Raw genomic sequence first — 11,046 nt, 5'->3', positions numbered from 1 at the left:
GAGCACCAGGGCCCGCTCGGGCGGGCTCATGTAGAGACCGACGATGTCGCGCACCGTCTCGACGAACATGCGGCCATCGTGCCGCAGGCGATGTGGCATGCGGCGCATGCGCTGCTGAAGATCAGCCCGCGGACACGCGCCAACCACACCCGCTGCCAAACGCCATCGCTGCTGCGCGGGTTGATCTTCGGGAGCGACGGCCGGGCCATGTCGCCCACCCACGCGCGGGGACGGCGGGGTCAACAGTACCGCTATTATGTGAGCCAGTCGGTACTGAAGGGCAGTGCCGCAGACGGCCCGGCCATCGCGCGCATTTCCGCCGCCGAGATAGATGGGGCGGTCATCGCCCAAGTCCGAGGGCTACTGCGTCAGCCGGAGGTTGTGCTTGGGGCCTGGCGGGCCGCACGGGCCTCGGCGCCGGACATGCCAGAGGACGAGGCGCGGCTGGCGCTGGAGCGGCTGGATCCGCTGTGGGAGGAGCTATTTCCGGCCGAGCAGGCGCGCATCATTCACCTCCTGGTCGACCGAGTGGACATCGGGCCGGGAGGCGCCGACGTGCGGCTGAGGCTGGAGGGGCTGGGCAGTCTGGCACGGGATCTGGCGGCGCCGGCCGAATTGGCGAGGACGGCTGCGTGACCGCCGCCGCGCAGTTACTGACCGTGCGGGTGCCGCTGGCGGTCCGGAAGCCGCGGGGCGGACGGAAGCTGATCCTGACGCCGGGCGTTATGGCGCCACGCGGCACCACGGCTGCCGACACCACGTTGGTGAAGGCGCTGGCCCGAGCGTTCCGGTGCGGCAACAGCCGGCTGCTCGGCCCAGGTCACGCCATCATGCCCCGACAATGCCGCAGGATCGGCCGGCACCCCGCGCGCCGCCAGATAGGCCGGGCTGGCGCAGGTGATGCGGCGGATCGCCCCCAATGGCAGCGCCACCATGCCGCCCTCGGCGATCTGGCCGATGCGCAGCGCGATATCGACCTGCTCCTCGGCCAGATCCACCCACCGCTCCGTCAGCATCAACCGCAACGAGACATCCGCAAAGGCCTGTAGAAACTCCGCCACCAGCGGCGCGACATGCATCCGCCCCAGGGCCGGCGGCGCGCTGACCACCAATTCACCCCGCGCTGCGGGGATATCGCCCAATATGCTGCGCTCTGCCTCCGCCACCTCCTCCAGCAAATGGCAGGCGGTGGCGAAAAATCGCTGCCCGATCTCGGTGAGCACCGTCAGCCGCGAGCCTCGGGTCAGCAGCCGCACCCGCAGATGCGCCTCCAACTCGCTCACCTGGCGGCTGAGGGTTGCCACCGGCATGCCCAAATGCCGCGAGGGGGAGTAAACCCGCCTCGCTCCACCACCGCCACAAAGGCGGCCATCGATTCCAGCCGGTCCTTCTGCATTCCAATCCCTGCAAGTCAGACAGTAAATGCAGGATATGGCATGCATACGAAAGGGGAGGCTGGGCGCCCGCAACAACTCAACCCTCAAGGCGCGGCGGCGTCCACCCCTGGCCGGGAATGCTGGCCAAAAGCTCCCTGGTATAAGCATGCTCTGGCGCGGCAAACACCGCCGCCGTCGGCCCCATCTCCACAATCCGGCCGCGTTGCATCACCGCCACCCGGTCGCAAATCTGCGCCGCCACCCGCAAATCATGGGTGATGAACAGCATGCTCAACCCAAACCGCGCCCGAATATCCGCCAGCAAACCCAGCACCTGCGCCTGCACACTCACATCGAGCGCACTCACCGGTTCATCGGCGATCAGCAAATCCGGGCGCAACGCCAATGCCCGCGCAATGCCAATCCGCTGCCGCTGTCCGCCGGAGAATTCATGCGGATAGCGCCGCATCGCCGAAGGGTCGAGTTGGACGAGTTCAAGCAATTCCCTTGCTCGGGCAAACGCCTCCGCCCGCTTCACACCATGGGTGATCGGCCCCTCGGCAATCGCCTCCCCCACCAACCGGCGCGGATTGAGCGAGGCATAAGGGTCCTGAAAGATCATCTGCACCCGGGCGCGATACGGCTTCCAGGCTGCGCGCGAAAGCGGCCGCAAATCACGGCCCTCAAAGCTTATCTCGCCCGCCTCAGGCACCACCAACTTCACGATGCAGCGTGCGAGGGTGGATTTGCCCGAGCCACTCTCCCCCACCACGCCCAGCGTCTCGCCCCGCGCCAGGGTAAAATCCGCCGAGGCCACCGCGGGCACCGAGACACGCCGGCTGAGAAACCCGCCCCGGCTATAAGTCTTCCGCAACCCACGCACCTGCAGAATATCCGGCCCCACCGCCTGCACCGGCCGCGCCGCAGCGCCATGCGGGACCGCGGCGATCAGCCCCTTTGTATAAGGATGCACCGGCGCATTGAGCACCTGCGCTGCCAGCCCCTGCTCGACAATCCGGCCATGCTGCATCACCGCCACCCGATCGGCGATCTCGGCCACCACGCCAAAATCATGGGTGATGAACAGCACACCCGTGCCCCGGCGGGACTGAATCTCCCGGATCAGCCGCAAAATCTGCATCTGCGTGGTCACATCGAGCGCCGTGGTCGGCTCATCGGCGATCAGCAGCGCCGGCTCCAGCGCCAGCGCCATGGCAATCATCACCCGCTGCCGCTGCCCCCCCGAAAGCCGAAAGGGATGGCTGCGGGCAATGGCAGCCGGATCAGGCAGCCGCACCGCCTCGAGCAATTCCAGCACCCGGGCCTGGGCCCGGCCGCCTTCGCCATGCACGGCAAACACCTCGGCGATCTGATCACCCACCCGCATCAGCGGATTGAGCGCCGTCATCGGCTCCTGAAAAATCATCGCCATCCGGTCGCCACGCAGTTTGCGCAGCGCCTCGGGCGAGAGCCCGCGCAAATCCTGCCCCAGCAATTCCAACCGCCCCGAGCGCACCGGCAGCGCTTTCGGCAAAAGCCCCATCACCGCATTGGCGGTGATCGATTTGCCCGAGCCACTTTCCCCCACCACGCAAAGAATCTCACCCGCATCGAGATGCAGCGAAATCCCCTCAACCGCATGCGCCCGCTCCGCCCCCGGCGGCAGCGCCACCGTCAGGTCATCAATCCGCAAGAGGCTCATGCATCACCACCACGCTGGCGCGCCAGCCTCGGGTTCAGCGCATCCGACAGCCCCTCCCCCACCAGATTGAGCGACAGCACGGTGACAAAAATCGCCAGCCCCGGAAACACACTCATCCACCAGGCAATCCGAATGACCGACCGCCCCGAGCCAATCAGAAACCCCCAGGTCATCAAATTCGGGTCACCCAGTCCCAGAAACGACAGCGCGCTTTCCAACAAAATGGCCGTGGCCACCATCAACGATGCCAGCACGATGATCGGCGAGAGCGCATTGGGTAGAATATCCCCCAGCACGATCGCCAGGCGCGACTTGCCCAGCACCTCCGCCGCCTGAACAAACTCCCGCGCCCGCAACGACAGAAACTCCGCCCGCACCACCCGCGCCACCGGCGGCCAGGAGACAATGGCAATCGCCGCCACCACCGAGGTGATCGAGGGCGTGAAGATCGCCACCAGCAAAATCGCCAGCACGAACGAGGGAATGGTCTGGAAGAATTCGGTGAAGCGCATCACCAGATCATCCACCAGCCCGCCAAAATACCCAGCCACCGCCCCCAGCGTCACCCCCACCGAGAGCGCCGCCACGGTGGAGACCGCCCCCACCATCAGCGAAATCCGCGCGCCATGGGCAATGCCCGCCGCCACGTCCCGCCCCAGGCTATCGCTGCCCAACCACATCCCCATCTCACCGGGTGGCATGAAGGGCGCCCCCGCCATATCCCATGGGCTGCCGGGGAAAAGCAGCGGCGCGCCGGCCGCCACCAGCAGCACCAGCACCAGCCCAGCCAGCCCCACCACAGCGCCCTTATTGCGCCGATAACGGCGCCAGAAATCGCTCATCCGCCCACCTCCACCCGCGGGTCGATCAAGGCGTAGAGCAAATCCGTCATCAGGTTGAACAACACCACAATCACGCTGGTGCAAAAGAACACCCCCAGCAGCACCGCGTAATCGCGCGCCAGCAGCGCCTCAAAGGCCAGCCGGCCAATGCCCGGCCAGGCGAAGACCGTCTCCACCAGAATGGAGCCGCCGATCAATTGCCCGGCCTGAATGCCGGCAAAGGTAATCACCGGCAGCAGCGCATTGCGCAGCACATGGGCACGGGTGATGCGCCCCTCCGGCACGCCCTTGGCCCGCGCGGTCTTCACGAAATCCTGGTCCTGCACCTCCAGCATGGTGGCGCGCGTCAGCCGGGCATAAACCGCCATGTAGAATAGCCCCAGCGTGAGGGCCGGCAGCAGCAAGTGCTGCCCCACATCCAGCACCGCCGCCATGCCGGTCAGGTCCGCCCCCACGCTGCTCATGCCAAAGCTCGGCAGCCATTCCAGCCAGACGGAAAACACCAGCACCAGCATCAGCCCCACCCAGAACAGCGGCGTGGCATAGAAGGTCAGCGCCAGCACGGTGATGACACTATCCGCCCAACGCCCCACACGCTGCGCCGCCAGCGCGCCCAATGTCACCCCCGCCACCACGGCAAAGCTGAAGGCCGCACCGGTGAGCAGCAGCGTCGCCGGCAGCCGCTCCCAGATCAGCGTCGCCACCGCTGCCTGCTGGCGGTGCGAGAAGCCAAGGTCGAGCATCACCACGGCCTTGAGATACAGCCAAAGCTGCACATGCAGCGGTTGGTCCAGGCCAAATTGCCGGCGCAACTGCTCCAAAAACAGCGGGTCCGCCGCACCCGATTGCCCGGCCATCACGCTCGCCGGGTCCCCCGGTGCGGCATGCACCAGGAAGAAATTGCACACCACAATGGCCAGCACCACGACCACCGCCTTCACCAGCCGCCCACCCAGAAAGGGCAGGAGTTTGCCCACCTCCATCAGGAGGCGAGGAAGACGTCGTCGAAGCTGGTATGCACACCCAGGCCCGTGGTGACGACATTGCGCAGCCGGCGGTCATGAATGGTGGGGAAGGCCATTTCCATCAGCCAGATCTGCGGCACCTCCTCGCAGAGAATTTTCTGCACATCGGTGAAGGCCGCCTGCCGCGCCGGCGCATCGGCCACCCTGCGGGCGGTGGCGAAGAGCGCATCCACCCGCGGGTTGGAATAGCCGCCGGTATTGGTGAAGGTCACCTTCTGGATATTGCTCGACACATAAGTCCGCTCCACCCCCAGCGTCGGGTCGCCAAACTGGTAGACGAAATTCACGCTGGTCTCATATTCCCAATTGCCAATGCGCCGCGCCCAGCTGCCAGCATCGGTGCTCTCCAACTCAAGCGCGATACCCACTTGGCGCAGCGATTGCCGCAGATACTCGGCCAGCCGCGACCAAACCTCGCCATAGGGCAAAACGAGGTGCTTCAGCGTAAAGCGCACCCCTTGCGCATTGGCCCGCAGCCCCGCCGCATCGAGCAGCGCATTGGCCGCGCGCACGTCATAGCCCGCGATGCGCACATTGCGGTCATGGAATTTGGTGGTGGAGGCAATGGGGTTGGTCGCTGGCCTGCCCACGCCGAACCACAGCCGTTGGGCGATGAAATTGCGGTCGATCGCCATGCTCATCGCCTGGCGCACCCGCGGGTCGCCGAGCGGCGCCACGCGATGGTTCAACTCAATCCAGGAGAGCGGCGAGAAATACTCCCACCCCGCCGTGCTGACCTCCAGATTGGGCCGTGAGCGCAGCGCCGGCACATCGAAGGGCTCAATATCATTGGCCTGTGTGAGCTGCGCCTGCCCGGTCTCAATGGCGAGACGGCGGCTCTGGCTGTCGGGCACGATGCGATAGATGATGCCATCAAGGTAAGGCTGGCCGGGCTTCCAATATTCCTCGAAGCGCTCCAGCCGAACAAAATTGCCGCGCTGCCATTCCACCAGCCGAAAGGGCCCGGTGCCAATCGGCCGCTGCACCACCGGGGCGGTGCGATAATCCAGCCCGTCAAACAGATGCTTGGGAACAATGCTCGAGGCCGAGGCATCGAACATCAGCAGGAAGGGTTCGAAGGCCTGTTTGAGGGTGAATTTCACCGTGTAGGGATCGGGCGCCTCGGCATTGTCGATGAGGGCGAAAATCGCACGGGCGCGCGGCGCCACCTCGGGATGGAATTTGGTGATGGAGAAGATCACGTCTTCGGCCGTCATCGGCCGGCCATCGTGGAACTTCACATTCTCCTGCAGCTTGAAGACGTATTCGCGGCCATCAGGGCTGATGGTCCAGCTCTTGGCCAGCACCGGGATGGGCTGCAGCGTGGGCGTGAAGCTCAGCAGGCCCTGAAACATCTTGGAGCCGATGACCAGCGTCGGCCCCTGATTATTCACGCCGATCTGCAACAGCCCGGGCTCGGGGGTGAGCATGGTGGTGAGCGTGCCGCCACGGCGCGGTGTCACACCCTGCGCACGGGCCTCGGCCAGGGTCATCACCAGGGGGGCCGCGGCGATCACATCGCGTCTGCGCAGGTCCATCTCACTCTCTCCTTCTGGGCGGGGTCAGCAGCTTGCCAGCAGGGCAAGTCTAGGCGGAGCGGATGCAGCCTGTCATCTGCCCCGCGCGCGCAGCATTGCAAACTGGCATGCCTCATCGATAGCCTGCGACATGACCCGCATCCTGCTCGCCCTGCTGCTCAGCCTCGCCCCTGCCCTGGCGCAGGAGCGTCAGGTCCAGGGCCTCACCGCGCCGGTGGAGATCATCACCGATCGCTGGGGCATTCCCCATATCAACGCATCGAGCCATGAGGATGCCTTCTTCGGCCAGGGCTATGCGGCGGCCACGGCGCGGCTGTGGCAATTGGACCTGACGCGCCGGCGGCAATTGGGCCGGCTGGCCGAGGCCTTCGGGCCGGGCTTCCTGCCCTTTGACGAGGCCGCGCGTCATGTTGTGTTTCGCGGCGATGTGGCGGCGGAATGGCCGCGGCAGAGCCCCAGGGCGCATACCCTGGCCCTGGCCTGGGTGGCTGGCATCAATGCCCGTGTGGCCGAAGTGCTGGCCGAGCCCGGGCTGCTGCCGCCGGAATTTCAGGCGATGGATGCGCGGCCAGAGCCCTGGCATGTCGATGACCTCATCCGCATGCGCTGGGGGGCCGGGCCCAATATCCGCAATGAGATGCGCCGCGCGCTGCTGGCCTGCCAGGGGCTGCTGGGCCTCGATGCCCTGGCGCAGCCGCTTGAGCCGCCAGCGCAGCCGCAGCCGCCCATGGGCCTCGACCCATGCCTGCTCAAGCGCGAGCAATTGGCGCTGTATGATCGGCTGCTGGCCCCCCTGCTCTGGCCGCGAGCCCGGCAGCGCAGCGATGTCGAAGGCGATGACTTCGACGCCCGCGCCGGCAGCAATGCCTGGGTGATCGCCCCCGGGCGCAGCCCCACCGGCCGGGCGCTGCTGGCCAATGACCCGCATCAGGCGGTGGGCGCGCCGGGGCCTCGGTTTATCAGCCATTTGCGGGCGCCGGGGTTGGATGCAATTGGCGCCGGGCCGGTGTTTCGGCCGGGGTTTCAGTTCGGCCATAATGACCGCATTGCCCATGGCCGCACGGATCTGCAAATCGACCAGGAGGACCTTTATCTGCTGGAACTCAACGCCGAGGGCACGGCGTTTCGGGGCCCGGGTGGGTGGGAGCCGGTGACCCGGCTGCGCGAGGTGATTGCGGTGCGCGGGCAGGAGCCGGTGATCCGCGAATTCCCCCATACCAGGCTGGGGCCGGTGATCTTTGAGGATCGGGCGGGGGGCCACGCGCTGGCGCTGCGCTCGGCCTTTTTGGAGCCGGGGCCGGTGGTCACGCTGGAATATCTCGCCGTCATCATGGCGCGGAACTGGCAGGAGTATCGGGAGGCGCTGCGTTTCGCGGTCTGGGGCAGCAATTATATGTATGCCGATATTGATGGGCATATTGGTTGGCAGACCAGTGGGCGGGCGCCGCTGCGGGTGGGCCATGATGGGCTGATGCCGGTGCCGGCGGCGGGTGGCTTTGACTGGGCGGGGTATATGCCACTGGAACACATGGTCGGGCTTTATGATCCGCCGGAGGGTTGGATCGCCACTGCCAATCAGATGCCCTACCCCGAGGGCTGGCCTGAGGCACGGATGACCAGCCGGGAATGGACCCCCAATGACCGCTATCGGCGGGTGGCTGCGGTGCTGGCGGGGCAAAGCCGCCATGGCATGGCGGAGGCAGCGGCGCTGCAATTGGATACGCTGTCCTTGCGGGCGCAGGCGCTGGTGGCATTGCTGGCCAGCCTGCCGGAGCCGCCAGCCGAGGCGGCGCTGCTGCGTGGCTGGGATGGGCGGCTCGACGCCGAGAGCGAGGCGGCCAGCCTGTATCAATTGTGGTGGAGTGAATTGGCGGCGGCGCTTCGGCTGGCCGTGGTGCCGGAGGCGGCGCGGGGGGCGATTGCGGCGCTGCATCCGCATGTGGTGCTCGCGCTGGCGGCGCGGGCGGAGCATCGCGATCTGGCGGTGGAGGCGCTGCAACGTGCGGCCGCCCGTCTGCGCGCGCTGCCGGAGGATGGTCGGGCCTGGGGGGCGCGGCACCGGGTGGATTTACGCCATCCCATGTCGGCCCTGGTGGCCAATGCCAATGTGCTGGGCGGGCGCAGCGGCGGTGATGGCGCGACGGTGATGGCGCGCTGGTGGGCGAATGGGCAAAACCCGGTGGTGACGGGCGGCGCCAGTTTCCGCGTGGTGCTGGATATCGGCAATTGGGACGCGGCGCGGGGGATCAATCTGCCGGGCCAGTCGGGCGACCCGCGGGATGGGCATTACCGTGATCTCTACCCGCTTTGGATGGCTGGAGAGATGGTGCCGCTGGCCTATTCTGCGAGTGCGGTGGCGGCGGTGGCGGAAAGCCGGGTGCGGTTGGTACCGCGTTGATTGGGCAAAGATGTCGTATTCGGACAAATAGGGGGGGCGGGGGCTGCGGATGGTTCTGGTGGCTCACGGTGGCGGCGGTTGGTGCCGGGGTGATCGCGCAAGGGTGCGTATTCGGACAAATAGGGGCGGGCGGGGCTGCGGATGGTTCTGGCGGCTGAAGGTGGCGGCGGGTGGTGCCGGGGTGATCGCGCAAGGGTGCGTATTCGGACAAATAGGGGCGGGCGGGGCTGCGGATGGTTCTGGTGGCGGAAGGTTGCGGGGGGTGGTGCCGGGGTGATCGCCCCAGAGGTGCGTATTCGGACAAATAGGGGCGGGCGGGGGCTGCGGATGGTTCTGGCGGCTGACGGCGGCGGCGGTTGGTGCTGGGAGATCGCTCAAGGGGGCGGTGTCGGACAAATGGGTGGGCTGGCGCTGGGGCTTCCAGTGCTGGCCGGGTCAGGATGCGGTTGTGGAAACAGCCAAAGCGCAATGAATCTAGGATTATTTACCGAGAAAAGCAAGCATTTCCGACCGGCCCGAAGCCGGTTCAGCCCGGCATCACCCGCAAAAACCCGGTCTTGAGCAGCCACAGCATGCCGCGCCCGGCCGGCATGCGCTCGCCCAGGGGCAGGGTGTCGCGCAGGGCCTGGGCGCTGATGCTGCCCGTCTGCGGCACGGCGGCCAGCAGCCGGGCCAGCCGGGTTGCGGTCGCGCCATCGGGTTTGGGGTGGATGGCAGCCGGTAGGCTCAGCGCGGCCGCCAGCCCCATGGTTGGCGCTGCCGGGTCATGCGCCAGCAGCGTCTCGGGTTGCAGAATGGCGGTGGGCCAGGCGGCGAAGAGCTGGGTGTGGTCCATCAGCGATGGCTGCGGATGTGGGCGAGGCAGCGGTTCGGCGGCATGGGCGCGCATGGCGCGCAATTCGCTCCACAAGGCCTGCCAGCGCGGGATGATCCGCGCCCAGTCGAATTCACCGCGCGCCCTGGCCTGTGCCGCCGCGCCTATGGCGCGGCGGGCGGCCAGCACCGGGCCGAGGTCGGCGATACGGTCACGCTCGGCGCGGATTGCCTCGGCGGCGGGGTCGGCAGGCGGCGTGGGCGGGGTCTGCGGCATTGCGCGTTCGGCCTCTGTCGTGGTTGGCGTGGTGGCGGGCGCCGGCGGCGCCTCGGTGGCTGCGGGTGCAGCCGGTGTGGTCTCTGGCATGGGTGGTTCCTGGCTCAGGGCGGGTTCGACGCCGGGGAGCGGACTGCCCTGGGCGTCCTCCCCCCGGATGGCAGCGGCGGGATCCACCGGGATCGGCACCACTGAGATTTCGTAGGGCTCCCAATCCACCGCGCGATGCACGGTCTGGCCGGTCGCGGGGTCGGTGATTTGCTCGTAGCGATGCACCCGGTAGCCGACGCTGATGCTCTGCAGCGTGCCGTCGGCGATACGCTGCCAGACCGGCTCCACATCCTGTGCGCGGCTGAATTTCAGCGTGGCATAGCCTCGGCCGGCCTCGATCCGGGCGGCAATGACCCGGCCCAGCACGTCATGGCTGCCGCCACGGCGATGGCTGTCCAACACCGGCGCGCGGCCGCCGCGCAGCCCGTCCATGCGGACGGCGGCGGCGCTCATATCCAGTTCTTCCAGGATCGGCCCAAGCGGCGGGACGAAGTTGCGCGCGCGGGCGCCGGTGGACCAGATCACCTCGACGGTGCGGGCGGCGGCATCGACGGTGGCGGGCGCGGCGAGCGCGCGTGCGGCGATGACCGGCGCGGGATCATCCGCGCCGGCTTCGGCAGGTTGGGTCATGTTGGGATTAGCCTTGCTGTGGTGGCGATGAGGCGGGCGCGGCGGCGCCGGTGGCGGCGATTTCAATGGCGGCCAATTGCGCCGCATCCTGGGCCGAGCCGGATTTGGCGACGCGGCGCGGATCGCTATCCAGCGCCAGGCCGGCATCATCCAGCTTGGCATTGGCCTCGCGGATCATCTCGACCACCGCGGTGAAGTCATAACCAAAGGCGCCCACCGCCTCGGGCTGCGGCACAAAGCCGGCACGGACCTGGGCGATCAGCGCCGTGGTGTCCTTGAGCGGGTCGATCATCTCATGCGCCGGCGGCACATGGCTGACGCCGTCCGGCATTTCGAAGCCCCAAAGCCCAAGCAACGCACCATGGGCGTGAAAGCGCTCGGCGATGGGACGCAC

Annotated in this window: 7 protein-coding genes and 2 pseudogenes; 2 read left to right on the top strand and 7 right to left on the bottom strand. The window is 67.3% G+C overall.

The window, feature by feature from the left end; genetic code table 11:
• Nucleotides 1–636: pseudogene (locus ABWP84_RS16490) on the top strand (recombinase family protein); the annotation flags it as partial.
• A 14-nt stretch (nt 637–650) separates the two neighbouring features.
• Here ABWP84_RS16490 and ABWP84_RS16485 read toward each other — a convergent pair.
• The 5 genes from ABWP84_RS16485 to ABWP84_RS16465 form a co-directional block, all read right to left on the bottom strand.
• On the bottom strand, nt 651–1,310 hold the full coding sequence (locus ABWP84_RS16485) for a LysR substrate-binding domain-containing protein (RefSeq protein ID WP_353213124.1): 660 nt from the start codon (nt 1,308–1,310) through the stop codon (nt 651–653).
• A 163-nt stretch (nt 1,311–1,473) separates the two neighbouring features.
• Nucleotides 1,474–3,078, bottom strand: coding sequence for an ABC transporter ATP-binding protein (locus ABWP84_RS16480; protein ID WP_353213123.1), 1,605 nt, complete (start codon nt 3,076–3,078; stop codon nt 1,474–1,476).
• Nucleotides 3,075–3,920: an ABC transporter permease gene (locus ABWP84_RS16475; RefSeq protein WP_353213122.1), complete on the bottom strand. Its 846-nt coding sequence runs from the start codon at nt 3,918–3,920 to the stop codon at nt 3,075–3,077. Before ABWP84_RS16475 ends, ABWP84_RS16480 begins: the two co-directional genes overlap by 4 nt.
• On the bottom strand, nt 3,917–4,903 hold the full coding sequence (locus ABWP84_RS16470; RefSeq protein WP_353213121.1) for an ABC transporter permease: 987 nt from the start codon (nt 4,901–4,903) through the stop codon (nt 3,917–3,919). Before ABWP84_RS16470 ends, ABWP84_RS16475 begins: the two co-directional genes overlap by 4 nt.
• On the bottom strand, nt 4,903–6,483 hold the full coding sequence (locus ABWP84_RS16465; protein ID WP_353213120.1) for an ABC transporter substrate-binding protein: 1,581 nt from the start codon (nt 6,481–6,483) through the stop codon (nt 4,903–4,905). Before ABWP84_RS16465 ends, ABWP84_RS16470 begins: the two co-directional genes overlap by 1 nt.
• Nucleotides 6,484–6,613: 130 nt before the next feature.
• Here ABWP84_RS16465 and ABWP84_RS16460 point away from each other — a divergent pair, with 130 nt between their 5' ends.
• A complete protein-coding gene (locus ABWP84_RS16460) occupies nt 6,614–8,881 on the top strand; it encodes a penicillin acylase family protein (protein WP_353213119.1) in 2,268 nt (755 codons plus the stop codon).
• Nucleotides 8,882–9,407: 526 nt separating this feature from the next.
• On the opposite strand, the gene ABWP84_RS16455 is transcribed toward ABWP84_RS16460, so the two are convergent.
• Both ABWP84_RS16455 and ABWP84_RS16450 read right to left on the bottom strand, forming a co-directional pair.
• On the bottom strand, nt 9,408–10,652 hold the full coding sequence (locus ABWP84_RS16455) for an HK97 family phage prohead protease (protein ID WP_353213118.1): 1,245 nt from the start codon (nt 10,650–10,652) through the stop codon (nt 9,408–9,410).
• A gap of 7 nt (nt 10,653–10,659) precedes the next feature.
• A pseudogene (locus ABWP84_RS16450) lies at nt 10,660–11,046 on the bottom strand (phage portal protein); the annotation flags it as partial.

This window comes from Rhodovarius sp., assembly GCF_040399605.1.
GTDB classification, from domain to species: Bacteria; Pseudomonadota; Alphaproteobacteria; order Acetobacterales; family Acetobacteraceae; genus Rhodovarius; species Rhodovarius crocodyli_A.
The sequence above is the reverse complement of the archived record's forward strand: the minus strand, read 5'-3'. Positions and strand labels throughout refer to the sequence as shown.

Bases quoted from the DNA above. Each gene is read 5' to 3' on its own strand.
- ABWP84_RS16455 (WP_353213118.1), bottom strand. From the start codon at position 10,652: ATGACCCAACCTGCCGAAGCCGGCGCGGATGATCCCGCGCCGGTCATC.
- ABWP84_RS16460 (WP_353213119.1), top strand. From the start codon at position 6,614: ATGACCCGCATCCTGCTCGCCCTGCTGCTCAGCCTCGCCCCTGCCCTG.
- ABWP84_RS16485 (WP_353213124.1), bottom strand. From the start codon at position 1,310: ATGCCGGTGGCAACCCTCAGCCGCCAGGTGAGCGAGTTGGAGGCGCAT.
- ABWP84_RS16475 (WP_353213122.1), bottom strand. From the start codon at position 3,920: ATGAGCGATTTCTGGCGCCGTTATCGGCGCAATAAGGGCGCTGTGGTG.
- ABWP84_RS16470 (WP_353213121.1), bottom strand. From the start codon at position 4,903: ATGGAGGTGGGCAAACTCCTGCCCTTTCTGGGTGGGCGGCTGGTGAAG.
- ABWP84_RS16465 (WP_353213120.1), bottom strand. From the start codon at position 6,483: ATGGACCTGCGCAGACGCGATGTGATCGCCGCGGCCCCCCTGGTGATG.
- ABWP84_RS16480 (WP_353213123.1), bottom strand. From the start codon at position 3,078: ATGAGCCTCTTGCGGATTGATGACCTGACGGTGGCGCTGCCGCCGGGG.